This window comes from Azoarcus sp. KH32C (assembly GCF_000349945.1).
Taxonomy (GTDB): Bacteria; Pseudomonadota; Gammaproteobacteria; order Burkholderiales; family Rhodocyclaceae; genus Aromatoleum.
This window is the reverse complement of the sequence record NC_020516.1, coordinates 2,308,377-2,333,571: the sequence shown is the minus strand read 5'-3', so window position 1 is coordinate 2,333,571 and position 25,195 is coordinate 2,308,377. Positions and strand designations below refer to the sequence as shown.

Genomic DNA, 25,195 nt, shown 5'->3' with positions numbered 1-25,195 from the left:
GGGCCTGATTCCAATGAAGAGCGCGCGCCCCGAGGCTCCCCGCCTGATCCTGTTCGGCGCCTTCGACCGGCACAACTTCGGCGACCTGCTGCTCGCCCATTGCGCTGCGGCCGCGGACCCGCGCGAGCCCGTCTTCACCGGTCTCGTGGAACGCGACCTGCGTCCGGACGGAGGTCATCACGTCATTCCGATTTCGGAAGCGATTGCCCGACACCGTACGGAGCCGGCCGAGCTCGTGGTCGTCGGCGGCGAAATCCTGACGACGACGGCATGGGAGGCGGCTGTGATGCTCCAGACGCCAGCGATCGCAGCAAAAGCGATCCATCTCCACGACCGGAACGAGACCGCGAGAAAGGACTGGGCACGCAACACCCTTCAAGACACCCATTCCCTGCCCTACGTCCTCAACCAAGACGAGTTACCCACGGGCTGGACAGTGGAGTTTCGTGCGGTGGGCGGCGTTCGGTTCGAAGCGCTCTCCGCGGCCACACGTCGAGAAGCCATTCGGGCACTGACCGCAGCGCAGCATGTCACGGTCAGGGACGCCGTCACCCAGGCAGCCTTGTCGCGCCATGGCATCCGCGCGCCGCTCGTCCACGACCCCGCGAGCGAGTCGGCACGGCTCTTCGGCGGGCAGATCACGGAACGCCTGCCGCTCGAAGCACTGGTAGCGCCAGGCGGCCGACTCCCGCGTTGGATCGCCGTGCAGATCGCCGCCCATTGGGGCGACGACGCGACACTGGCCCGGGTCGCAAGCAGGGTTGCGACCGCCGCACGGCGGGAGGATTGCTCCATCGTCTTGTTCCGCGCCGGCACCGCGCCATGGCACGACGACCTCGAAACTCTGGAGCGGCTGGCGCGGCACCTTCGGGCGCTAGCCGCCGACGTCCCGGTTGCCGTGTTCGGGTCGACCCACGTCTTCGACATCTGCGCCCTGCTCGCCGGCGCGCATCGCTATGTCGGCACGAGCCTGCACGGCTGGATCGTCGCTAACAGCTTCGGCGCTCCCGGGACCTGCCTTGTACGACGCAAGGGCGACAAAGCCGCAGCCTATGTCGACACCTGGCATCCGCAGCCGCGGGCATGGGAAACGCTCGACGACCCCGCCACCCAGGCGGCCGAATGACAGCGACCGCTCGCTCCCTGCGTGCCTGCTATAGCATCTCCCTGAGCGCGTCGGGCAAGGGCACGGATTTCCCGCTCTTCATGTCCATCCAGACCACTTTCGCCGCCCCGTCTGCGTAGAGGCGATCGTCGCCTTCGACCAAGAGCTCGTACCAGGTCATCACGCTACTGCGGCCGGGCTCACCGGCGTAAAGCTTCACGATGACGGTGGCGGGATAATTGACGGGAATCAGGAAGGTGCAGCTCGCATTGATGACGACGGGGCCGCTGCCCGCGTTGGGATCGACGGGAAAACGCATCGCCTCGATCCACTCCACCCGCGCCTGCTCGAAGAAGCGGAAATAGACCGTGTTGTTCACATGGCCGTAGAAATCCATGTCTCCCCAGCGCACGGGGATCTTCGTCGTCAGCAACAACTTGCGATCTTCTTTCATAATGTCGGCCCATATTGGTTCCTTGGCGAGGCTAATGTAACATACGGATCCGTATGTTCAGCCACACCGACGAACACTCACCTCATAAGACAAATCAAGGCGATGCGCAGGAGACGATGTCCTCCCGGACAGCCCTACCTTCGCACATGAACGGAGAATAGGATGGAACGCGAATCGATGGAATTCGATGTCCTGATCGTCGGCGGCGGCCCTGCGGGGCTGGCGGCGGCGATCCGGTTGAAGCAACTGGCCAACGAGAAAGGCACGGACCTGTCCGTATGCCTGATCGAGAAGGCCGCCGAAATCGGTGCGCACATCCTCTCCGGCGCGGTGATGGATCCGCGCGCGATTACCGAGCTCTTCCCCAACTGGAAGGAGCTGGGCGCGCCGCTCAACACCGAGGTCACCGAAGACCGCGTGATCTTCCTCAATGAGACGGGCGGGCGCAAGGTGCCGAACAACCTGTTGCCGGACTGTTTCCTGAACCACGGCAACTACATCGTGCGCCTCGGCAACGTCGCGAAGTGGCTCGGCGAGCAGGCCGAGGCGATGGGCGTCGAGGTCTATCCGGGCTTCGCGGGCGCGGAGATCCTCTACGACGAGAACGGCGCCGTGAAGGGCGTCGCAACCGGCGACATGGGGGTCACGCGCGAGGGCGAACACGGCCCCGCCTACCAGCCGGGGATGGAGCTGCACGCGAAGTACACGCTCTTCGCCGAAGGCTGCCGCGGGCATCTCGGCAAGCAGCTCGAGGCCAAGTTCAAGCTGCGTGACGGCGTCGATCCGCAGACCTACGGCATCGGCCTCAAGGAGCTGTGGGAAGTGCCGGCCGAGCGCCACCAGAAGGGGCTCGTCGTGCATACCGCCGGCTGGCCGCTGCCTTCGGACACCTACGGCGGCGGCTTCGTCTATCACCTCGAAGACAACCTCGTGTCGGTCGGCTACGTCGTCGGCCTCAACTACACGAACCCGCACCTGTCACCTTTCGAGGAATTCCAGCGCTACAAGACGCACCCCGAGATCCGCCAGTTCCTCGAAGGCGGCAAGCGCCTCGCTTACGGCGCGCGCGCGATTGCGGCCGGCGGCCTGCAGAGCCAGCCGAAGCTCGTGTTCCCGGGCGGCGCGCTGATCGGGGACGACGCGGGCTTCCTCAACGCCGCACGCATCAAGGGCAGCCATGCCGCGATCAAGAGCGGCATGCTCGCCGCTGAAACCGCCTTCGACGCGCTCGGCGCCGAGCGCAGCCGCGACGAGCTCAGCGCCTTCCCGGAAGCCTTCCGCCAAAGCTGGCTCTTCGACGAGCTCTACAAGACGCGCAACTTCAAGCCCTACATGAAGAAGGGCCTGTGGATGGGTTCGTTCCTCTTCGGCATCGACCAGAAGCTCTTTGGCGGCAAGGCGCCGTGGACGCTGCACAACAGCTCGGACCACGACAAGCTGAAGCTCGCGTCGGAGTGCCCGAAGATCGACTACCCGAAGCCCGATGGCGTGCTCTCCTTCGACCGGCTCTCCTCGGTGTTCCTGTCGAACACTAACCACGAGGAAGACCAGCCCTGCCATCTGCAGCTGAAGAATCCGTCGGTGCCGATTGCGGTGAACCTCGCGAAGTACGACGCGCCCGAGCAGCGCTACTGCCCGGCCGGCGTGTACGAGATCGTGCGCGAGGAGGCCGGCCCGCGCCTGCAGATCAACGCGCAGAACTGCGTGCACTGCAAGACCTGCGACATCAAGGATCCGACCCAGAACATCAACTGGGTCGTGCCGCAGGGCGGCGAAGGGCCGATCTACCAGGGCATGTAAGAGCGACGGCTCGCGGCGCGTTCAGCGCACCGCGAGCCCCAGCGAACTGCGGACGGTCGCCTCGGGAATCACCCCGGACAGTGCGACCTTGCCGCCGCGTCCGTCAAAGAAGAGTGTCCGCGGCAATTCACCCCGCCACTTCTCGTCCAGCGCGAACGCCAGCGCCTCGGGCATGTCGGAACCGTACGCGAAACGCTCGCCCGGCACCGCGAACCGATCGAGTGGCGCCGCAAGGCCCTCTTGCACCGGTTCCGTCGCGACCGTAATCACTTTCAGCTGGGGATTGGCTTTCGCCATCTCGCTGAAGAGCTTCAGGTTCGTCTTGCAATGCACACATTCGGACGACCACAGCGCGACGATCGTCGGCTTGGTGTAATGCGCCGGATCGACCACCCGCGCGGCAGCCGCCCGATCGAGCGGCACGAAACGCTCCGCCGCGCACACCGCGGCGCTGGCGCACAGCAGCGTTGCCAGCAAAATTTTCATTCGCTTCATTTCAGCCAGTACCCCTTCATACCTTCCTTGTCGGTGCGCCAGAACGCGAGCAGATCGTCGCCCCGGCGGATCACTCGCGGCTGATCCGATGCACCTTCGGTGCTCGCGAGCGCCACGGCGTGGAAGGTCGCACCATCGTCGTCGGACACTTCGGCACGCAAGTGTGTTCGCACTCCGTCGAATTCCTTCCACACGATCGCGATCCGCCTGCCGCTGGCCGCGATGTCCGCATGCGCGGCACGCTCGCCGCCCACCGTTCGCTGTCCCTCGACCTTTCCGTCCTCCAGCCGGCCGTAGAAGACCCTGCCCTCGCCGTCCTTCTCATTGAACCACACGGCGTGTCGCGCACCACTCGATGACACCGCGAGCGAAGGGCCATGGTGCGGGCAGGCGTCGATCCGCCAATGGTCGAAGGTCGCGCGCTGCACCTTGCCGGGCGCACCGTCCGGCCCGAGCTTGACCAGGGCGTGGTCGCGCTCGTTGGGCTCGAAGACGTGGCGCCACAGCACCAGCGGCAGACCGTCGACGTCGTCGGCAATGCCGATGCGGCAGCACTCGCAGGAATGGTCGGCCAACTTGAACTCGGGACGGAAGGTCCGCCCGCCGTCGTCCGACAGCGCCGCATAGATCGCCGCACCGCGGTAGCTGCGCTTGGCGGCCTGGGCCGTTTCGAGATCGCGCTTGTCGATCCAGGCGACGAGCACCTGCCCCTTGCCGGTGACGGCAAGCGTCTCGAAGCGGTGGGTGATTTCCTGGCGGTCGCGATGCACGGTGACGGGGGTCGAAAAGTGGCGCCCATCGTCTGCGCGGGCGAGACGAATCTCGCCGGTATAGGGCTTCGCGAGCGGGTGCGTCCAGGACACCAGCACGCCGCCGTCGGGCGCGAAGGCGAGCTTCGGACGAAGCTCCCCTTCGGCCGAAATCGCTTCCGGCACGGCGTTGACGACGACCGGCGACTCCCAGCTCACGCCCTCATCCAGACTGCGATGGAGCAGCACGTGCTGACCGTCCTTCGATACGGCGTACAGCGCACCGTCGGAAGCGAATGCGGCACTGGTCCCCAGCTCCACCTTGGCCGTTTGCGCGCCGGCCTTGCCATGGACGTGGGTTTGGGCCGCGGCCCCCACGGTCCAGGCGAAGGCCAGCAAGCCGGCCGCGTACGCAAAAATTCGTGTGCTAATTACCATTTCGCTTCGACCCCGGCGATCAAGGTGCGGGGCAGTCCCGGCGAATAGACCGGCGTGCGTCCGGTCGAAAGCTGGGCGCTCTCGGCATAGCGGCGGTCCGTGAGGTTCTGGATGCTACCGAAGAGCGACACCGTGCGGTTCAGCGCGTAATCGCCGCGCAGGTTGAACAGGTCGTGTCCACCGTACTTCACGGTGTTGGTGTCGTCGAGCCAGTAGGAGCCGAGGCGGACCCACTCGAGCCGCGCGCGTGCACCGCTCATCGGCATCCAGGTCAGGCGCGTGTTGGCGATCAGGCGCGGCGCGCTCAACTGTTCCTTGCCGCTGAAGTCGCCCTGCGAAGTCTTCCAATCGACATACTCGTGTCGCGCGTACGAGATCGCCGCGTCGACGCGCAGGTCACCCCTGAGCGGCGCGCCCAGGCCCAATTCGATGCCGCGGTGGCGCGTCTCGCCGGCGTTCGTCGTGGTCGTCTGGGTCGTGACCGGGTCGCGCTGGCTGACGATGTCGTCGCGCTTGGTGAGCTGGTAGGCAACGACGTCGTAGGAGACGCCGCCGGCAACGCCGCGCAGCCCGAGCTCGAACTGGTCGGCCTTGATCGCCTCGAGCTGAAGCGCCGACTGCGCGAGCGCAACGGCGGCCGCCCCGCTCGTCGCGCGCGACGGGCGGAAGAGTTGCGACTCCGAAGGCACGCGGAAGCCCTGGTTGTAGGACGCGAAGAGGTGCGTGGTGTCGTCGAGTGCATACGTCGCGCCGAGTTTCGGCGTCGCGCGATGGAAACTGACGCTCTGGTCGCCGGCCTGCCCGTAGAAGCTGCTGCCGACCTGGACTGCACCGGCGCTGAAGCGGTTGTTGAACTCGTAGCGCATGCCGTCGTAGCGCAGACCGGCCGTCAGACGCAGGCGCTCGGTCGGCGAGATCTCGCCATGAACGTAGGGCGAAATGCCGCGATATTCGACGTCGTAATCGTAGATGCGCGGCCCGACCGTGTAGTCGATGAACTCCTGGCTCGCGCCCGATCCGCGCGTCGTCGCGTCGATACGGTTCTCGCGCCGCGCGCCGGGGCTGAGATCGAGATCGACGCCGGCGATCAGGCGCGCACGCAACGGCGCGAAGTCCTGCCGCCATTTCGCCATCAGGCCGTAGGACTGGTTGCGCGTCTCCGCGAGGCTCGGGTCGAAGCGCAGCGCATAGCTCGCGAGGAGATCCATGCTGTCGTCGCGGAAGTACGGGGTCACCGACACCAGCGAGCTGCCGATTTCCTGCTCATAGTTCGTGGACAATCGGAAGGCGTGCACCTTGCGGAACGCGATCGGCAAGTAGTTTTTCGTCGGATCGTCACGGTAGTCCGAGCGTACCAGCGGCGAGTTGGCGCCCGTATCCTGGTCGATCTCGGAGAAGCCGATCACGGTCTTCAGCACCGTGCTGTCGCCGATGAAGTGATCCCAGCGGACGGTGCCACTCTTGCGATCGTAGCCGGTATTGTCGCGCCAGCCTTCGGTCGAGGTGAGATTGAGGTCGGCTCGGAAACCGCCGTTCTCGTAGCCGTTGCCGCCGCTCAGCAATGCCCGACGCCAGCCGTGCTCGCCGACCTCGACCGACCCGCCCGCCTCGGGTTTCGTCGGGGGCGTCCGCGTCATTACGTTGACGACACCGCCGATCGCGTCCGAGCCGTACAGGGCCGACGACGGGCCCCGATTGACTTCGATGCCACCGGCCTGCGGAATGTTGATCTCATACAGCGCGTTGTGGTTGAAGAAGCCGGTCGAGCGCGACGGAACACCGTCCTCAAGGAAGAGGTAGACGGGAGCGGTCGAGAAGGGCTGACGGATGGCCGTCGTGTGCCCCTCGCCGTTCGTCACGGCGACCGCCGCGCCCGGGATCTGGCTCATGATCTGCGCCGGATGGGAGGGCTTGTCGGCAGCGATTTCCGCGGCCTTGACGACGCCGACGGAGGCCGGGGTTTCGACGAGCCGCGTCTCCTCGCGCGTCGCGGTCACGGTGACCTGACCAAGTATCGTGTCGGCGTCCGCGGCGATGCCGCTGCCCGCGACGCAGGCGCATGAGACCGCAACAACCGTGCGCATCGCATCAGTGCACATGCCCGCCCCCCATCGCGTGCAGGGGCCGCACGGGCGCGGCAATCTCGATGGTCTCGCGGCGACCGTCCTTGCCCTCGACCGTCACCTTCAGCGGCACCGAGTCGCCTTCAGGGAGCGCGCGCTTGAGATCGAACAGCATCGCGTGGTAGCCGCCCGGCTTCAGCTCGATGGCTTTGCCCGCTGGCAGCGGGATCGACGCGACTGGACGCATCTTCATCACGTCCGCTTCTTGCACCATCTCGTGTATCTCGACCTTGTCCGAGACGGTCGTCTGAATCGAGACAAGGCGCGAATCCTGTGACGCGGTGATACGCATGAAAGCGCCGGTCACCTTCTGCTGCGGCACCGTGGCGCGCACCCAGGGTTCTTCGATCTTCACGTCTGCCAGCGCGGGAAACGCGACGGCGAGCGACAGCAAAGCTGCCGCATTCAAATTCTTCATGACTTCCACTCCTTGATTCCAGTGTCGGTAGCCAACAGCGTCCGCCCGCAACGGTCGCGCAAACGCGCACGACAGCGGCGGAGCAAACCGATGGCTTCGGGAGATGTGGCGACGTCTGCTTAGCTGCGGACGCCGCAAGCGAGGGAGGAATCAGGAAAGGACGGGTGGAGCGCGGGGCTGCGAATGCGCCCACTGAAAATGCAGGCGAAGTGCGCGCGAGGGCGGAGTCGGTGCTCGGGCAACGATGCTCCGAAGCGCCAAGGGCGACTGCCGCGCCGTCGGAAGCGCTGGCGTACTGCCGTGGGTTGCGCAAAACGCGCAATGCTTGGCGTGATCCGTCGGCGAATGGTGACTGACCGGCGCCGACTTGCCGCGCGGCTCGCCGACATCGTCGACGGCGATGTGCTTCATCCCGGCACGCGTACACACTTCCACCAGGCGTTGCGGCCTATTCCCGGCAGACGACAGCGTATGCGTCAGCGCCGGCGCGACGAGACCGAACAGGATCACGCACAAGGCGATCCAGGCGGTGACGACACGGGGCGTGCGCTTGAAGTGCATGGACGGAAGGTAAAGCAAATCGGTGCGAGTGAAGACAGGCACCGATTCTAACGAACTACCCTTCGAATCCCTTGACTGCAGTCAAGGGGAAAAACGCCCGGCCGCCAAGCATGTCACGCCCGGCGGCCGGTATTTCGATGCGCTCAGCCGAGCCAGCGGCGCGCGTTGCGGAACATCCGCATCCACGGCGAATCTTCGCCGAGGTTGGCGGGATGCCAGCTCATCTGCACGGTGCGCGCGGTGCGTTCCGGGTGCGGCATCATGATCGTGAAGCGGCCGTCGGCCGTCGTCACGCCGGCGAGGCCGTCGGGCGAACCATTCGGGTTGAACGGATAGGTCTGAGCGGGCTTGCCGTGGTTGTCGACGTAGCGCACCGCGGTGATCGCTTGGCTCCGGCCCGCATCGTTCGCGAACACCGCCCTGCCCTCGCCGTGGCTGACGACGATCGGCATGCGGCTGCCCGCCATGCCGGCGAAGAGGATCGACGGCGTGTCGAGCACTTCGGCCATCACGAAGCGCGCTTCGAATTGCTCGCTGCGGTTGCGATGGAAGGTCGGCCAGTGCTGCGCGCCGGGGATGATGGACGCGAGGTTCGCCATCATTTGGCAGCCGTTGCACACGCCCAGCGCGAAGGTGTCGGAGCGACCGAAGAAGGCTTCGAACTCGGCACGCAGCGCCGGGTTGAAGAGGATCGATTTCGCCCAGCCCTGGCCCGCGCCGAGCACGTCGCCGTAGGAGAAGCCGCCGCAGGCCGCGAGGCCGTGGAAGTCGGCGAGATGGTAGCGGCCCGCCTGCAGGTCGGACATGTGCACGTCGAAGGGCATGAAGCCCGCGCGTTCGAAGGCCGCGGCCATCTCGGCCTGCGAGTTCACGCCCTGCTCGCGCAGGATCGCGATCTTGGGTCGGGCGCCGGTGGCGATCATCGGGGCGACGATATCTTCGGACGGATTGAAGGTCGTCACGACGCTCAGCCCGGGGTTCGACACGTCGGCGAGCGCCTCGAATTCTTCGCGCGCGCAGTCTGCGTCGTCGCGCAGGCGGGCGATGCGGTAGCTCGTCTCGGACCACGTCTGCTGGAGCTCGGCACGCTTGGCGTTGAAGACGAGCTTAGCGTTGCGCCACAGGCGGATCTCGTCCTTGTGGTTCGGCTCGCCCAGAAAGTGGTAGGTCAGCCCCGCGTCGCGCAGCGGCGTCGTGATGCGCGCGCGGTCGTCGCGGCGGATCTGGATCACCGCGCCGAGTTCTTCAGCGAAGAGGCCGCCGAACAGGCGGTCGTTGAGTCGCCCCTTGATCGTGTCGGGCTTCTTGTCGAGGCCGTCGACGTCGTTCATGTACTGGTCGTAGCAGACCGTATCGAGCACGACCGACAGGCCGCACTTCGACGCGAAGGCCATTTCGCACAGCGTCGCGAAGAGGCCGCCGTCGCTGCGGTCGTGGTAAGCGAGCAGCAGGTCGTCCTGACGGAACTGCTGGATCAGCTGGAAGAAGGCGGCGAGCTGCTTCGCGTCGACGTCCGGCGCGTGCTCGGCGACCGAGCCGAAGACCTGGGCGAGCGCCGAGCCGCCGAGGCGGTTGCGGTCGTTGCCGAGGTCGATCAGCACGAGTTCGGTTTCGACGCCGTCGATCAGTTGCAACTGCGGCGTCAGCGTGCGGCGGATGTCTTCGACCGGCGCGAAGGACGTGACGACCAGCGACAAGGGAGACACGACCTGGCGGTTTTCGCCTTCCTCCTGCCAGGCGGTCTTCATCGACAGCGAATCCTTGCCGACCGGGATCGATAGGCCGGCGGTCTGGCAGAACTGCGACACAGCACTGACGGTGTCGAAGAGCTTGGCGTCCTCGCCGCGGTGGCCAGCAGCGGCCATCCAGTTCGCGGAGAGCTTGACCTTGCCGAGATCGGCGATGTCGGCCGCGGCGATGTTGGTGATCGCTTCGCCGACGGCCATGCGGCCCGAGGCCGGGGCGTCGAGGCAGGCGACCGGCGTGCGCTCGCCCATCGCGAAAGCTTCGCCCTGGTAGCCGCGGAAGCTCATCGACGTGACGGCGACGTCGGCGACGGGGACCTGCCACGGACCGACCATCTGGTCGCGCGCGGTCATGCCGCCGACGGAGCGGTCGCCGATGGTGATCAGGAAGTTCTTGCTCGCGACGGTCGGCAGGCGCAACACGCGCAGGCAGGCGTCCTTGAGGTCGACGTCGGTGACGTCGAAGGGCGGCACGTGCACGGCGCGGCGCGACACGTTGCGGGTCATCTTCGGCGGCTTGCCGAGCAGGACCTGCATTTCCATGTCGACCGGCTTGTTGTCGAAATGGCGGTCGCTGACGGTCAGATGGCCGTCAGCGGTGGCGGTGCCGACCACCGCAAACGGGCAGCGCTCACGTTCGCACAAGGCGCGGAAGGTGTCGAGGCTTTCAGGCGCGATCGCGAGGACGTAGCGCTCCTGCGATTCGTTGCTCCAGATTTCGCGCGGGCTCATGCCCGGCTCTTCGATGTGCACTTCACGCAGCTCGAAGTGCGCGCCCAGGCTGGCCGAGTCCGCGAGCTCCGGCATCGCGTTCGACAGGCCGCCGGCACCGACGTCGTGGATCGACAGGATCGGGTTAGCGTCGCCGCGCTGCCAGCACTGGTCGATGACCTCCTGGCAGCGGCGCTGGATTTCGGGGTTGCCGCGCTGGACCGACGCGAAGTCGAGGTCGGCGGTGTTCGTGCCGGTCGCCATGCTCGACGCAGCGCCGCCGCCGAGGCCGATCAGCATGCCGGGGCCGCCGAGCTGGATCAGCAGCGTTCCGGGCGCGAACTGGATCTTGTGCGACTGCTGGCCCTGGATGCTGCCGAGGCCGCCGGCGATCATGATCGGCTTGTGGTAGCCGCGCACCTCGCCCTGCACTTCCTGCTCGAAGCTGCGGAAGTAGCCGGCGAGGTTCGGACGGCCGAATTCGTTGTTGAACGCCGCGCCGCCGATCGGGCCTTCGATCATGATGTCGAGGGCGGAAGCGATGCGCTCCGGCTTGCCGTAGGGCTTTTCCCAGGGCTGGACGAAGTCGGGGATGTTGAGGTTCGACACCGAGAAGCCGGTCAGGCCCGCCTTCGGCTTCGAGCCGCGGCCGGTCGCGCCTTCGTCTCGGATCTCGCCGCCGGCGCCGGTCGCGGCGCCCGGGAAGGGCGAAATCGCGGTCGGGTGGTTGTGCGTCTCGACCTTCGCGAGGATGTGGGTCTCTTCCTCGTGGAAGCGCCACTGGCCGTCGGCATCGGGGTAGAAGCGGTCGATCGTCGCGCCTTCGATCACGGACGCGTTGTCCGAATACGCGACCACGGTGCCTTCCGGATGCGCCTTGTGCGTCTCGCGGATCATGCCGAACAAGGTCTTGTCCATCTCGCGGGCGTCGATCACCCAGTCGGCGTTGAAGATCTTGTGGCGGCAGTGCTCGGAGTTCGCCTGGGCGAACATCATCAACTCGACGTCGGTCGGGTTGCGGGCGATTTTCGTGAAGTTGTCGACGAGGTAGTCGATCTCGTCTTCCGACAGCGCGAGCCCCAGTTCGGTGTTCGCGGCGACGAGCGCTTCACGACCGCCGGCCAGGATGTCCACGCTGGTCAACGGCTGCGGCTGGTAATGGTGGAACAGCGCTTCGGCGGCATCGACGTCCTGCAGCACCGATTCGGTCATCCGGTCATGCAGCGCTGGCAGGACGGCAGTGTATTGGCGATCGTCGAGCCCGCCGCGCACATTGAGCGAGTAGGCGACGCCGCGTTCGATGCGGACCACCTTGTCGAAGCCGCACTGGTGCGCAATGTCGCTTGCCTTCGAGGACCAGGGCGAGATCGTGCCGAGGCGCGGGACGACCAGCAGCATCGTCCCTTCGGGCGTCTTGGCGGATTCGGGCGTCGCGCCGAGCAGGTCGACCAGGCGCGCGAGTTCCGCCGCGTCGAGCGGCGCGGTGATCTCGATGAAGTACCAATGCTCGGCGGCAAGCCCCTTGAGCCTGGGCAGCACGTCGGCCACCGAGCGCGACAGGCGCTCCAGACGGGAAGAGGAATACGCCGCGGCGCCGCGCAGTTTGATGATTTCGGCCATGTGAGTCGATGCGATGGGTGGTGGTCGCGAACGGGGTTCGACGAGAGAAGGGCGGAATTATACCCGAGGCCCGCGCTTCCTCCCGTTCGGTGTTTTCACGCATGTCCCGCAATCCGCCTCAAGCGGGGGCGATCGGTTAGAATTGCGCGCTTTTGTCCCGCGCTTTCCGATGATCCCTATCAAGCCACGCCTGCATTCCTCCCGCGAATGCCCTTCCCTTGCCGCGGCGGCACTTGCAGCCCGGTTGGCGGATGCGTCGGCGTGTATGAAGCGACGGGGGTGGCGTTGAAGCGCCTGATCGCGATTGCCGCAAGTCTCGCGCTGCTCGCCTGGCTTGCCGCCGATGCGCGCTGGCGCACGGTCGGCGGCGCCCTCGCGGCGCTGACGCCCGCGACGCTGGCAATCGCCGGTGGGGGCTTGCTCGCGAGCTATCTGCTTCGCGCGGCGCGCGTGCATGACGAATTCCGCAGGGACGCGGGCGGCCGCTTCGGCACCTGCCTGCGAATCGTGCTGATGCACAACGCGATGGTCAATGTCGTGCCCTTTCGCGGCGGCGAAGCGGCCTTCCCGGTGCTGCTGCGCCAATCCTTCGGCACGCCGCTCGGCCGCGCCGTCGCTTCGCTCTTCTGGTTCCGCCTTCAGGACGCGCTGATCGTCGCGATCCTCGCCGTCATCGTCTGGCCGAGCCTGCCGCTCCCCTTGCGCGCGGCGGGCGTCACCGGGCTGATCGGCTTCGCCTGGTACCTGCCCCGCTGGGCGCGCGCACCGCACGACTGGGCGGAGCGCCACGGCTTCCACGCGAAGCTCGCAAAGCTGCGCGACGCTTTCGCCGAATCGACGCAGCACGCCCGTTTTGGCTGGGTCTGGACGATCGCCAACTGGTCGGTGAAGCTCGCGGCGCAGGCCTGGCTGCTCGCGACACTGCTGCCCGCCTCAGCCACGGTCGGCGCCGCCGGCGCACTGGGGGCCGAACTCGCCGCAATCCTGCCGATCCAAGGCGTCGCGGGCTTCGGCACCTATGAAGCCGGCGCCGCCGCGGCGCTGCTGCCGCATGGAATTCCCTTCGAGGACGGCCTGCGCGCCGCCCTCGCTCTCCACCTTTTCGTGATCGCCTGCGCCGTCGGCGCCGGAGGGGTCGCCTGGCTCGTTTCCGGCGCCACCTCCGCAACCCCCAACGGCGATCAGCCGCCCGTTTCCGGAAAACGATGAACAGCATGAACAAATCCCCTCTTCCCCCGGCCGAACCGCAAATCCCCGACGGCTTGCCGGAGCATTCCCTGTCCGTCGTCGTACCGATGTACAACGAGGCCGAGAACGTCGAGCCGCTGCTCGAACGGATCCATCTCGCCCTCGGCCCTTATCCCTGGCCCTGGGAGGTCGTGCTGGTCGATGACGGCAGTTCGGACGCGACGCCGGCCGAACTCGCACGCTGCGCGGAAAAATTCGGCCCGCACGTTCGGATCGTCGAACTGATGCGCAACTTCAAGCAGACGGCCGCGATGCAGGCCGGCCTCGACGCGGCGCGCGGCAGCGTGATCGTGACGATGGACGGCGACCTGCAGAACGATCCCATCGATATCCCGCGCATGGTCAACCGCCTGCTGACCGAGGACCTCGACCTCGTCGCCGGATGGCGCAAGGACCGCCAGGACGGACTGCTGCTGCGCAAGATCCCCTCGCGCATCGCCAACCGGCTGATCGCCCGCATGACGGGTGTGCATCTGAGGGACTACGGCTGCAGCCTCAAGGTCTACCGCGCCACTGCGATCAAGAGCGTGCGCCTCTACGGCGAAATGCACCGCTTCATCCCGGCGTGGCTCGCGACGGTCACGACGCCGCGCCGCATCGCGCAGGAAGTCGTGACCCACCACGCACGCGTGTTCGGGCAGTCGAAGTACGGCATCTCGCGCACCTTCCGCGTCGTGCTCGACCTCGTGTTCGTCTACTTCTTCATGCGCTACCGCACGCGGCCGGGCCACTTCTTCGGCGGCATCGGGATCGGGCTGGGCGCCCTGGGCTCGCTGATTCTCGCCTACCTGTTCGGCGTCAAGATCTTCCTGGGCGAGGCGATCGGCACGCGTCCGCTGCTCTTCGCGGGCTTCTTCCTCGTGATCGCGGGTATCCAGATGGTGACCTCGGGCGTGCTCGCGGAACTGCTCGCGCGGGTGTATTACGAATCCGGAACATCGCGCGCCTACTTGGCGCGTCCGACGGCGGAGCTCGACGAAAGCCACGGCTGGCATCGGAATCGCGTCAAATGATCCCGGACGCTCCCGAATCCGCCCGCCCGCGTCCGCTGCTGGCGCTGTGCATCGTCCTGCTGCCGCTGGTCGCGTTCTTCCTGCGGCTCGGCGGCGCGCCGCTTTTCGACGTCGATGAAGGCGCCTTTTCCGAGGCGACGCGCGAAATGTTCGAGCGCGGCGACTTCCTGTCGACCTACCTGAACGGCGAGCATCGTTTCGACAAACCGATCCTGATCTACTGGCTGCAGGCGCTGGGTTACCTCGTGTTCGGACCGACCGAATGGGGTTTCCGCTTCCCGTCCGCACTCGCCGCGGCATCGTGGAGCTACGCGACCTGGTACTTCGCCCGTCAGCGCTTCGGTTCGAACACCGCGCTGGCCGCGCTGGCGATCGTGTCGACGGCGATCGGGCCGTTCGCGATCGGCCGCGCGGCGACCGCCGACGCGCTGCTCAACCTGCTGCTCGCGCTGGCGCTCTTCGACGTCTGGCGCCATCTCGAATCGGGCCGGCGCGCACCGCTGCTCCGCGCCTTCGTCTGGATCGGGCTCGGTGCGCTGACGAAAGGACCGATCGCGCTGTTGATTCCCGGCACGGTCAGCTTCCTCTACTGCGCAAGTCGCGGGGAGTTCAAGCGCTGGGCGCGTGCGGTGTTCGATCCGATGGGCCTCGCGATCTTCGCGATCATCGTCGTGCCCTGGTACGCCGCGGCGCTCGCGATCCACGGGCGGCTCTTCATCGACGGCTTCATCATGAAGCACAACGTCGAGCGCTTCACCGGCACGCTCGAAGGCCATGCGGGAAGCCTCTTCTACTACGTCATCGCAGTACCCTTGCTGTTGCTGCCCTGGACCGGTCCGCTGATCGCGACCCTGCGGCACGTGCGCGGTGACATCGACACCGGTGTGCGCCGCTTCCTGTGGATCTGGGCCGTGTTCGTCGTAGCCTTCTTCTCCATCTCCGGGACCAAGCTGCCGCACTACGTGCTGTACGGCTCCACGCCGCTGTTCCTACTGATCGCAATCCACCGCAACGAGTTGCGGCGCACCTGGCTGCACCTGATCGCCCCGCTGCTGCTCCTGGGCCTGTTGCCGCTGCTGCCGACGATCTTCGCGGCGCTCTCGGCGAGCAGTGCCGGCAACGCCTACTACCGCGCGCTGCTGTCCGAGGCGCTGGGCTCGGTCACGTTCGAGTACTACCTCGTGACGATCGGCGGCCTGCTGCTGTGGCTCGCCATTGCGATGCGCTGGCGCGCGGCGGCATGGATGAAGCTCGGTGCGGCCGCGGCGATCCAGATCGTCGTGCTCGCGAGCGTCGTCGTCCCGTGGGCGGGCGGTGTGCTGCAGGGCCCGGTGCGCGAAGCCGGCCTGATCGCCCACAATCTCGGCGAACCCGTCTTCGCGTGGCGCTATTACGCACCGAGCTTCAGCGTGTATCGCCAGGCGGTCACGCTCGACAAGGCCCCGGCCCCGGGTGAGGTCGCGCTCACACGCGTCGATCGCCTGCCCGCCACCGGAGTGGATATTCTCTACCGCAAGGGCGGCGTCGCGCTCGTCCGCAAGCTGCCTGAATGACGCCGAAAACGGACGGATCAGGCGGCCCCCGCACGAGGAGCCGCCTGACCTGGGCGATGTGTTTGTCCTTGTTGGTAAGCATCGCCGTTTTTGCGCTGTATCCGCAAATCGACCTGCAGGTCGCCGGGTTCTTCTTCGATCCCGGCCGAGGATTCGTCGGCGAACGCGACCCGGTGATGCAGTCGCTGTTCAAGGGCGTGCCGCTGATGTCCCGGGCGGCGGTCATCGCCCTGTTGATCGCGCTCTTCGCCTATTCGATGCAACGAGGCTCGACGGGCACGCGGCGGCGCGTTCAGATCGCCTACCTGATCGTATCCCTCGCGCTCGGCCCCGGTCTCCTGGTCAATACGGTGCTCAAGGACAACGTCGGCCGCGCGCGCCCCGTTCGGATCACCGAATTCGGCGGCAGCCGGAGCTTCACGCCGCCCTTGAAGCGCGCTGCCGAATGCGACAGCAACTGCTCCTCCCTGTCGGAGCATGCAGCCGCGGGCTTCTTTCTCGTCAGTCTCGGCTTTCTCGGCAATGCTGCGGCGCGACGCCGCTGGACGCTCGTGGGCCTGTTCGTCGGCATGGTCTTTGGTTTGGCCCGCATGACGCAGGGCGGCCATTACCTGAGCGACATCGTGTTCAGCTTTTACGCCGTGTGGTTCGCGGCTTGGCTCGCATGGTTCGTGTTCCGGCGATTCGGTCGGCTCGAAGCCTGACACCCACATCTCCCGCCCCGCGCCCCCTGTTCCTGCGCGCAACAAACTCCTATCATCTGCACGACACGGACAATACGGTACCGTACGTCAGAATATAACGATATCCGGAGACACTGCCCATGACACAACCGGCCGCGCTTGGCGCAACGCCCGTTCCCTACCCTCGCCTGCTTGAACCGCTCGATCTCGGCTTCTGCACGCTGCCGAATCGCGTGCTGATGGGCTCGATGCACACCGGGCTGGAGGAATCGAGCAACGGATTCGAGAAGCTCGCCGCGTTTTACGCCGCCCGGGCGCGCGGCGGCGTCGGATTGATCGTCACCGGCGGCATTGCCCCGAATGCGGACGGAGTGATCTTCCCCGGCGCCGCGGCGCTGACGAACGACGATGAGGTCGCCCATCACCGTCCCATCACCGAGGCCGTGCATGCCGAAGGCGGACGGATCTGCATGCAGATCCTGCACGCCGGCCGTTATGCCTACCATCGCGGCGCAGTCGCCCCGACGGCGTTGAAGGCGCCGATCTCGCCCGCAACACCGCGCGAGATGAGCGAGGACGACATCGAGCGCACGATCGAGGATTACGCCCGCTGCGCGGCCCTCTCGCGCGCGGCGGGTTACGACGGCGTCGAAGTGATGGGCTCGGAAGGCTATCTGATCAACGAATTCACGGTCCCGCACACCAACCACCGCAACGACCGCTGGGGCGGCAGCCTGGAAAACCGGCACCGCTTTCCGACCGAAATCGTGCGTCGCGTGCGCGAGCGTGTCGGGCGCGACTTCATCATCATCTATCGCCTGTCGATGCTCGACCTGATGGAAGGCGGCGCGCCCTGGGAAGAGATCGTGGCGTTGGCGCAAGCGGTGGAGCGCGCCGGCGCGACGCTGATCAATACCGGTGTCGGCTGGCACGAGGCGCGCATCCCGACGATCGCGACCATGGTCCCGCGTGCGGCCTTCACCTGGGTCACACGGCGCATGAAGGGCGCGGTGAGCATCCCGCTTATTACCTCGAACCGCATCAACACGCCCGAAGTCGCCGAAAGCGTGCTCGCGCGCGGGGATGCCGACATGGTCTCGATGGCCCGCCCCTTCCTCGCCGACCCGGATTTCGTCGCCAAAGCGGCCGCGGATCGCGCCGAGGAGATCAATACCTGCATCGCCTGCAACCAGGCCTGCCTGGACCACATTTTCGAGGCCAAGCCCTGCACTTGCCTCGTGAACCCGATCGCCTGCCGCGAGACGGAATTCGTCATCCGCCCGGCCGGCAAGTCACGCCGCATTGCGGTCGTCGGGGCGGGACCGGCCGGCATGGCGGCTGCGGCGACCGCTGCCGAACGCGGCCATAACGTGACCCTCTTCGACAGCGCGGCCGAAATCGGTGGCCAGTTCAACCTCGCCCGCCGCATTCCCGGCAAGGAAGAATTCGCCGAGACCTTGCGCTACTTCCGGCACCGCCTCGCGCACGCCGGTGTCGATATCCGTCTGAACCAGCGTGTCGCGGCGCGCGACCTCGACGGGCGCTTCGACACCGTGCTGCTCGCCACGGGCATCGCGCCCCGGACGCCCGACATTCCGGGCGTCGACCACGCCAAAGTCGTGAGCTACATCGACGTCCTGACGGGCCGCAAATCGGTCGGCAAGAAAGTGGCCGTGATCGGTGCGGGCGGCATCGGTTTCGACGTCAGCGAATTCCTGACCCACGCCGATCTCGCCGACGATCCGATCGACCATTACCGCCGCGAATGGGGCATCGACGTCAATTACGCCCGCCCGGGCGGGCTGTGCAAGCAATCGGAAGAGGAACCGCCGCGCCAACTCTGGCTGCTTCAGCGCAAGAACACGAAGGTCGGCGACGGGCTCGCGAAGACGACCGGCTGGATCCGGCGTACGTTACTCGCTCGCCGCGGCGTGAAGATGCTCGCGGGCGTGAGCTATGAACGCATCGACGACGCGGGCCTGCACATCACGGTGGATGGCGAGACGCGCTGTCTCGATGTGGACACCGTCGTCGTCTGCGCTGGTCAAGAACCACTGCGCGAACTCGAAGCGCCCTTGCAACAGGCCGGCGTCGACGTGCGTCGCATCGGCGGAGCGGACGTCGCTGCCGAGCTCGACGCGAAACGCGCGATCGACCAGGGCACGCGGGTCGCCGCGGCGCTCTGAGAGCTCACATCGGCTGCGGACGCTCGCCAAAGAGCGCCTCCGCAGCCGCCACGAGCTGGCTTTCGACGAAATCCAGCAGCGGATCCGACCGGTCGCGCCGATGGCGGACTGCGATGACCGGCAGCACGAGCTCCGGCAAGGGAACGGTCGCGATCCGCAGGTCCGAGTGTGCGGCAAAGAGACGCGTGATGAGCTTGGGCACGATTGCGACCAGTGGGCTCTGCTTGACGACGAAAGGGATCGACAGCGGCGTCGCGGCGCGCACGACGACTCGCCGTGAGAGCCCCTGCTGCTTGAGCGCGCGATCGACGAGCCCTTCCTGCTCGCCCGCGTATGAAGTGTGGATGTGCGGCGGCACCAGGATATCGGCCAGGCTCGGCTCCGCCGGCAGATCCACGAGTGCCGGCGCGTAGAGATAATCGAATCCGACGCTGCTCAGAAGCGTCGCCTGGTGGGTCTCCCGATCGCAGGCAAAATGCCCGACCGCCAAGCTGATCTCGCCGCGGTCGAGCGCCTCGATCTGCGCCGAGACCGGAATCGGCTGGACCGACACCTCCAGTCCCGGCGCGAGTTCCCGCACCCGAGCCATCAGCCCCGGCAGCAGCAGCGCTTCGAGCGGATCGCCGAGCGCGATGCGAACGCGCCCGGACACGCGGCCCGGGTCGAACTCCTGCCCGCTGCGTGCCAGCGCCAGTGCCTGCGAAAGCCACGGCCGAATGACCGCGGCAAGTTCGAGCGCGCGCCGCGTCGGCTGCATCGACGCCCCCTGCCGGAACAGCAACTCGTCGCCGAAGAGCTTGCGCAGGCGCGCCAACGCGTGGCTCGCCGCCGGCTGACCGATGCACAGCCGCTCGGCTGCGCGGCTCACGTTGCGCTCGTCGATGATCGCGTCGAAGGCCACGAGCAGGTTCAGGTCGAGGTGACGGAACAAACGGTGATCGATATCAACCATGTCGATTTACTGCATCATAACAATCGATTTTGTCGATTTTAAACCGAGCCCTAGACTTTGGTATCGCTTCTTCGCGGATACCGACCGTGCCTTCAGATCCTGCGCCATCGTCGACCCCGGCAATGCTTCGTGCCATCGCCGCCGTCACGAGCATCGAATTTCTCGAAACCGGCATGGTGACCTTCGCAGCGGGGCCAATCATGAGCGGCCTCGGCGCACGGCCGGACGCTTTCGCGCTGTCCTTCACCGTGTACGCGGTCGGCGCGATCTTCATGCTCTACAAGCACCAGTGGATGGTCGAACGCTACGGCTATCGCAACTTCACGCTCGGCTCACTGCTGCTTTTCGCGATCGGCGCGGTCCTTTGCGCGACCGCGAGCGGCATCGGGCAGTTCACGGTCGGGCGTGCCCTTCAGGGCGCAGCCGGGGCGACCTTCTTCACTGCCGGGCGAATCGAGGTCAACAGGGTCCCGCCGGAGCGGCTCTTTTACGGCGTCCTCGCCTTCATCGCGTCGCTGCTGAGCGCCACGGCGCTCGCCCCGCTGGCCTCGGCGCTGCTCACCGACACGTTCGGATGGCGCGCCCTTTTCTGGGCGGTCGTGCCGCTATGCATGGCGGTCGCACTGGTCGCCGGCCCCCATCTCAGCCGCAGCACCGCCCCGGCACATGAGCGTAGCCGCGAGCACTGGGGCTGGGTACTGATCCTCGCGAGCGCCTTGCTCTGCCTGCAGTACGCGCTGCAGGAAATGCAGTTCGGCCTCCTCGCCCACCCCTTGCGCGTCGTCGCCTTCGCCTTGCCCGCCTGCCTGATTCTCACCGCATTCGCGTGGCGGCAATGGCATCGTGACCGCCCCCTGATCGACTACCGTGCGCTGTTGCATTGGCGCTACGCGCTGGGAATCGTGCTGTATTTCATCGGCTATTTCATGGCCGGATCCAGCGGATTCCTGCTGCCGATCTTCGCCGAACAGGCGCTCGGCCTGCCGACCTTGACGACGGGGGCGGTGCTCACCGTCGCCTTCCTGACCGGCCTCGCGGCCGCCCTCGTCCACGCCTTCATGTTCCGCCGCTGGCCCCGCCTGCGCCCCTACATGCTCGTTGGACTCGCCTTCTGCTTCCTGGGCTGGAGCCTCCTGGCGCTCCTGGACGCCGGCGCAGGCTGGACGGCACTGCTCCTGCCCGCCGCCCTCGGCGCCGCGTCGTCCGCCTTCTTCTTCGGTCCGGTGGCATTCGGCACCTTCGTCGAGGTGGACCAGAAGGCGTTCTCGCACGCCTATCAGGTCAAGAACATCGTGCGCCAGCTGGGGCTGTCGTCGGCCGTCGCCGCAAGTGCCGCGATCCTGCAGTGGCGCTTTGCGGAACGGCTCGGCGATGCGGCCCCGTCAGCGGACGCGCCCGCAGCGGCCGAACTGATGCATCACGTCCTCGGCAACGCCGGGAGCGGTGAAACGGCCCACATTGCGAGCCAAGCCCTGTTCGCCGCGAGCAACGACACCTTCATCGGCTTTGCCCTGCTCGTGGTACCGGTCGCGCTGCTGGTGTGGCGTCAGCGGATCTTCCACTAGCATCGACTTCAGCGCACCAGGAAGGGCAGATTCGCCGTCGCCGCCTTTCCCGAACGATCGCGAATCGTCAGGAACAGACGGTAGGCGCCGGGCTCGGACGGTGCGACGAAGCGCACCGACCGAGCGTCGGCCTGGAGCACGCGGACCGGAACCCGCGGAGGCACGGCTTCGTTGTCGCCCCCCAGCCGCAGATCGCGGGCCTCGGCGACCACCTTCCACTCCGCTTGCAACGGTGAGCCGTCGAAGGACAGCGCATCGACCCCGGCGGAGATTTCAGCCCCCGGCGAAAACGTATCGGCCGCGATACCGATTCCGCGGATCGCCGGCGCAGCGGTTTCCACCGGTCGTCCCCAGGCGGCGGACAACGCGTCCGTCATTTCGGTAAGGCTGCCATCCGCGAGCAGCAGGCCATGCCAAGTCTCCGTCTGCTCCTGCTTCGCCCCCCATAGGAAGGGAAAGACGCCGCCGATAGCCGGTTCGGACTGCAGATAGGCCACCGCATCGCGAAAGAAGCCTGCCTTTTCGCTGCTCGTCAGTTCGACGGGTGCGCCCCAAGGCTTGCGGCCAGCCTGCCACTGTCCCAGCGGCCCCAGTTCGGTTACGACGACGGGCTTGCGGATGCCGGCCTCGCGCACGCGTTGCGGCAGGTTGAAGGCCGCGCCGGCATAGACATTGATCCCCAGCCGATCGACATTCGGGCAGCAGTCGGCGAGGCGTTTCAGGTGCTCCGGCCCGCCGTCCGGCACCACCATCATCGTTTCATGCTTGGGATCAAGCGCTTTCACGACCCGGGCAAGCCGATCAACCTCGCGCCAAACGGGCAACGGGTCCGCTTCGCCGGTCTCGACCTCGTTGCCGATGCCCCACGCGAGCAAGGCCGGATGATCCCGATAACGCAGGACGAAAGCCCGGATCGCCTGCTCCTGCCGCCGCACCGCGTTCGCGTCGTCGAGCCGGAACCCGTGCCGCGGATGCGCGACCCATAGCCCCATCACGACCCGCATCCCCAGGCGCTGAGCCTCGTCCAGGACCCACGCGTCACTCTCGCGATAGACGCGCACGACTTTCGCCCCCGCCTGCGCGAGCTTCTCCAGCGCGGCCCGGTCGCCCTCGAACGCGGCGCCCCGCCACTGCACATCGGCCGCCCAGGCAGACGGGGCCATCGCAAGCACGAACAGAAGGTGCAGCATGAGCCACGAATGTCGAATCAGGAAAGAAGCCACGACAATCTTCCGGAATGTTGCGATCAAAAAAAACGGCGACCGAAGTCGCCGTCTGTACGTAGCCGACCCTTGGTCGGATTACTTCTTCGCGTGTGCCGCGAGCTTGAGCCAGGTATCGACCACCGTGTCGGGGTTCAGCGAGATCGTTTGGATGCCTTCGTCCATCAGCCACTCGGCGAAGTCCGCATGGTCCGAGGGGCCCTGACCGCAGATGCCGACATATTTGCCGAGGCGGTTGGCCGACTTGATCGCCATCGACAGCAGCTGCTTGACCGCCGGATCGCGCTCATCGAAGGCATGGGCAACGAGGCCCGAATCGCGGTCCAGACCCAGCGTGAGCTGGGTCAGGTCGTTCGAGCCGATCGAGAAGCCGTCGAAGTGCTCAAGGAAGGCATCCGCGAGCAACGCGTTCGACGGGATCTCGCACATCATGATCAGCTTGAGTTCATTGACGCCGCGCTTCAGGCCGTTCTCTGCGAGCAGATCGACAACGCCCTTCGCCTCTTCGACGTTGCGCACGAAGGGCACCATGATCTGCACGTTCGTCAGGCCCAGCTCGTTGCGCACCTTCTTCATCGCCACGCACTCGAGTTCGAAGCAGTCGCGGAAGCTGTGCGCAATGTAGCGCGAGGCGCCGCGGAAGCCCAGCATCGGGTTTTCTTCTTCCGGCTCGTAGATCTCGCCGCCGAGGAGCTTGCGGTATTCGTTCGACTTGAAGTCGGACATGCGGACGATGACGGGCTTCGGGTAGAAGGCCGCTGCGATCGTCGCGACACCCTCGACCAGCTTCTCGATGAAGAACTGCTTGGGCGTCGCGTAGCCGCGCGAACGGCGCAGGATCTCGTCGCGCAGGCTCGCCGGCACCTGGCCCAGCTCGAGGATCGCCTTCGGATGGATGCCGATCATGTTGTTGATGACGAACTCGAGACGGGCGAGGCCGACGCCGCCGTTCGGGATCTGCGCGAATTCGAACGCGAGTTCCGGATTGCCGACGTTCATCATGACCTTCAGCGGAATCTCGGGCAGATTGCCCATGTCGGTCGTGATCACTTCGAAGTCGAGCTTGCCGCGGTAAACGTAGCCGGTGTCGCCTTCGGCGCAGGACACGGTCACCGAGTCGCCTTCGGCCAGCACTTCGGTCGCATTGCCGCAGCCGACGATCGCCGGGATGCCCAGTTCGCGTGCGATGATTGCCGCATGGCAGGTCCGGCCGCCGCGGTTCGTGACGATCGCGCTGGCGCGCTTCATCACCGGCTCCCAGTTCGGGTCGGTCATGTCGGTGACGAGGATGTCGCCCGCCTGGACGCGGTTCATCTCGGAGGCGTCGCCGACGACGCGGACCGTGCCGACACCGATCTTCTGGCCGATCGCACGGCCGTGTGCGAGCGCCTTGCCGTACTGCTTGAGGCGGTACTTCTCCATCACATGGCCGGTCGACTGGCTCTTCACCGTCTCGGGACGCGCCTGCAGGATGTACAGCTTGCCGTCCTGGCCGTCCTTGCCCCACTCGATGTCCATCGGGCGGCCGTAGTGCTTCTCGATCACGACGGCGTAGCGGGCGAGTTCCAGCACGTCCTCGTCGGTCAGCGAGAACTTGTTGCGGTCGGCTTCGGCGACATCGACGGTACGCACGGACTTGCCGGCTTCCTTCTTGTCCGCGAAGACCATCTTGATCAGCTTGGAGCCGAGGTTGCGGCGCACGACGGCGGGCTTGCCCAGCGCGAGCGTCGGCTTATGGACGTAGAACTCGTCCGGGTTCACGGCGCCCTGCACGACAGTCTCGCCGAGGCCGTAGGAGGCGGTGATGAACACCACCTGGTCGAAGCCCGACTCGGTGTCGATCGTGAACATCACGCCCGACGCGCCGGTGTCCGAACGCACCATGCGCTGCACGCCCGCCGACAGCGCGACGTCAGCGTGCGCAAAACCCTTGTGCACGCGGTAGGCGATCGCGCGGTCGTTGTACAGCGACGCGAACACTTCCTTCATCGCGTGCAGGATGTTCTCGTAGCCGTGGATGTTCAGGAAGGTTTCCTGCTGGCCCGCGAAGGACGCGTCCGGCAGGTCTTCCGCGGTCGCGGACGAACGCACGGCGAAGCTGCCCTCGCCTTCGGCGGTCAGCGCGTTGTAAGCTGCGTGGATCTCTTCTTCGAGTTTGGCCGGGAAGGGCGTATCCACGACCCACTGGCGAATCTGTGCACCGGTCTTCGCCAGCGTATCCACGTCATCCACGTTCAGCGCATCGAGCGCCGCCTTGATCCGCTCGGCCAGTCCCTGATGCGCAAGGAACTCGCGGAACGCGTCGGCGGTGGTGGCAAAACCACCCGGAACGCGCACACTGGCGGGCAACTGGCTGATCATTTCGCCGAGCGAGGCGTTCTTGCCGCCTACCTGCTCCACGTCGGACATGCGCAGTTCGTTGAAGGGGATGACGTAACGGGTCATGGGGATGGCCTTCCGATTTTGTTGGGGAGAAAGCAAAATGTGATTTTAGCGACAAATGCTGCCCTGCCGCATCCGCAGGTTTTCCCCAATACCCGTTTTTTTGGCCTG

At 66.3% G+C, this 25,195-nt stretch carries 18 protein-coding genes; 8 read left to right on the top strand and 10 right to left on the bottom strand.

Features of this window, described 5'->3' with window-relative positions:
• Positions 1–13 precede the first annotated feature (13 nt).
• Positions 14–1,126: a polysaccharide pyruvyl transferase family protein gene (locus tag AZKH_RS10120; RefSeq protein ID WP_015435673.1), complete on the top strand. Its 1,113-nt coding sequence runs from the start codon at positions 14–16 to the stop codon at positions 1,124–1,126.
• 28 nt (positions 1,127–1,154) lie between these two features.
• Here the strand turns inward: AZKH_RS10120 and AZKH_RS10115 are convergent, their stop codons facing one another.
• Entirely contained in the window at positions 1,155–1,559 is a 405-nt protein-coding gene (locus AZKH_RS10115) for a thioesterase family protein (protein WP_015435672.1), read from the bottom strand.
• Between the two features lie 162 nt (positions 1,560–1,721).
• Here AZKH_RS10115 and AZKH_RS10110 point away from each other — a divergent pair, with 162 nt between their 5' ends.
• Positions 1,722–3,359, top strand: a complete 1,638-nt coding sequence (locus AZKH_RS10110) for an electron transfer flavoprotein-ubiquinone oxidoreductase (RefSeq protein ID WP_015435671.1) — start codon at positions 1,722–1,724, stop codon at positions 3,357–3,359.
• Positions 3,360–3,380: 21 nt separating this feature from the next.
• Here the strand turns inward: AZKH_RS10110 and AZKH_RS10105 are convergent, their stop codons facing one another.
• The 6 genes from AZKH_RS10105 to purL form a co-directional block, all read right to left on the bottom strand.
• Positions 3,381–3,845 (bottom strand): hypothetical protein, encoded by a 465-nt coding sequence (locus AZKH_RS10105; RefSeq protein ID WP_231874506.1) that lies wholly within the window; start codon positions 3,843–3,845, stop codon positions 3,381–3,383.
• Between the two features lie 5 nt (positions 3,846–3,850).
• The gene (locus AZKH_RS10100) at positions 3,851–5,041 is read right to left on the bottom strand and encodes a sialidase family protein (RefSeq protein ID WP_041656064.1); all 1,191 of its coding nucleotides are present in this window, start codon (positions 5,039–5,041) and stop codon (positions 3,851–3,853) included.
• On the bottom strand, positions 5,035–7,140 hold the full coding sequence (locus AZKH_RS10095) for a TonB-dependent receptor (RefSeq protein WP_015435668.1): 2,106 nt from the start codon (positions 7,138–7,140) through the stop codon (positions 5,035–5,037). Before AZKH_RS10095 ends, AZKH_RS10100 begins: the two co-directional genes overlap by 7 nt.
• Positions 7,130–7,582: a copper chaperone PCu(A)C gene (locus AZKH_RS10090; RefSeq protein WP_041656061.1), complete on the bottom strand. Its 453-nt coding sequence runs from the start codon at positions 7,580–7,582 to the stop codon at positions 7,130–7,132. Before AZKH_RS10090 ends, AZKH_RS10095 begins: the two co-directional genes overlap by 11 nt.
• Before the next feature lie 150 nt (positions 7,583–7,732).
• Positions 7,733–8,143, bottom strand: coding sequence for a DUF2946 domain-containing protein (locus AZKH_RS10085; RefSeq protein ID WP_041656060.1), 411 nt, complete (start codon positions 8,141–8,143; stop codon positions 7,733–7,735).
• 143 nt (positions 8,144–8,286) lie between these two features.
• Positions 8,287–12,219, bottom strand: coding sequence for a phosphoribosylformylglycinamidine synthase (gene purL / locus AZKH_RS10080; protein WP_015435665.1), 3,933 nt, complete (start codon positions 12,217–12,219; stop codon positions 8,287–8,289).
• A 261-nt stretch (positions 12,220–12,480) separates the two neighbouring features.
• Between purL and AZKH_RS10075 the strand changes: the two genes are divergently transcribed.
• The 5 genes from AZKH_RS10075 to AZKH_RS10055 all read left to right on the top strand — a co-directional run bounded on the left by AZKH_RS10075 (position 12,481) and on the right by AZKH_RS10055 (position 18,902).
• Positions 12,481–13,428: a lysylphosphatidylglycerol synthase domain-containing protein gene (locus tag AZKH_RS10075; protein WP_015435664.1), complete on the top strand. Its 948-nt coding sequence runs from the start codon at positions 12,481–12,483 to the stop codon at positions 13,426–13,428.
• Between the two features lie 5 nt (positions 13,429–13,433).
• The gene (locus AZKH_RS10070) at positions 13,434–14,480 is read left to right on the top strand and encodes a glycosyltransferase family 2 protein (RefSeq protein ID WP_041657168.1); all 1,047 of its coding nucleotides are present in this window, start codon (positions 13,434–13,436) and stop codon (positions 14,478–14,480) included.
• On the top strand, positions 14,477–16,033 hold the full coding sequence (locus AZKH_RS10065; protein WP_015435662.1) for a glycosyltransferase family 39 protein: 1,557 nt from the start codon (positions 14,477–14,479) through the stop codon (positions 16,031–16,033). The genes AZKH_RS10070 and AZKH_RS10065 overlap by 4 nt, the downstream gene beginning before the upstream one ends.
• A 56-nt stretch (positions 16,034–16,089) precedes the next feature.
• Positions 16,090–16,737: a phosphatase PAP2 family protein gene (locus tag AZKH_RS10060; RefSeq protein ID WP_070099055.1), complete on the top strand. Its 648-nt coding sequence runs from the start codon at positions 16,090–16,092 to the stop codon at positions 16,735–16,737.
• A gap of 119 nt (positions 16,738–16,856) precedes the next feature.
• Positions 16,857–18,902: an NADPH-dependent 2,4-dienoyl-CoA reductase gene (locus AZKH_RS10055; RefSeq protein WP_015435660.1), complete on the top strand. Its 2,046-nt coding sequence runs from the start codon at positions 16,857–16,859 to the stop codon at positions 18,900–18,902.
• 4 nt (positions 18,903–18,906) lie between these two features.
• On the opposite strand, the gene AZKH_RS10050 is transcribed toward AZKH_RS10055, so the two are convergent.
• Positions 18,907–19,854, bottom strand: coding sequence for a LysR family transcriptional regulator (locus AZKH_RS10050; protein WP_015435659.1), 948 nt, complete (start codon positions 19,852–19,854; stop codon positions 18,907–18,909).
• A 122-nt stretch (positions 19,855–19,976) separates the two neighbouring features.
• On the opposite strand from AZKH_RS10050, the gene AZKH_RS10045 reads away from it, so the two are divergent.
• Positions 19,977–21,419 (top strand): MFS transporter, encoded by a 1,443-nt coding sequence (locus AZKH_RS10045; protein WP_015435658.1) that lies wholly within the window; start codon positions 19,977–19,979, stop codon positions 21,417–21,419.
• An 8-nt stretch (positions 21,420–21,427) separates the two neighbouring features.
• Here the strand turns inward: AZKH_RS10045 and AZKH_RS10040 are convergent, their stop codons facing one another.
• Together AZKH_RS10040 and ppsA are read right to left on the bottom strand one after the other, a co-directional pair.
• Positions 21,428–22,609 (bottom strand): glycoside hydrolase family 2 TIM barrel-domain containing protein, encoded by a 1,182-nt coding sequence (locus tag AZKH_RS10040; protein ID WP_041657166.1) that lies wholly within the window; start codon positions 22,607–22,609, stop codon positions 21,428–21,430.
• A 111-nt stretch (positions 22,610–22,720) separates the two neighbouring features.
• Positions 22,721–25,087, bottom strand: a complete 2,367-nt coding sequence (gene ppsA / locus AZKH_RS10035; protein WP_015435656.1) for a phosphoenolpyruvate synthase — start codon at positions 25,085–25,087, stop codon at positions 22,721–22,723.
• Positions 25,088–25,195 lie beyond the last annotated feature (108 nt).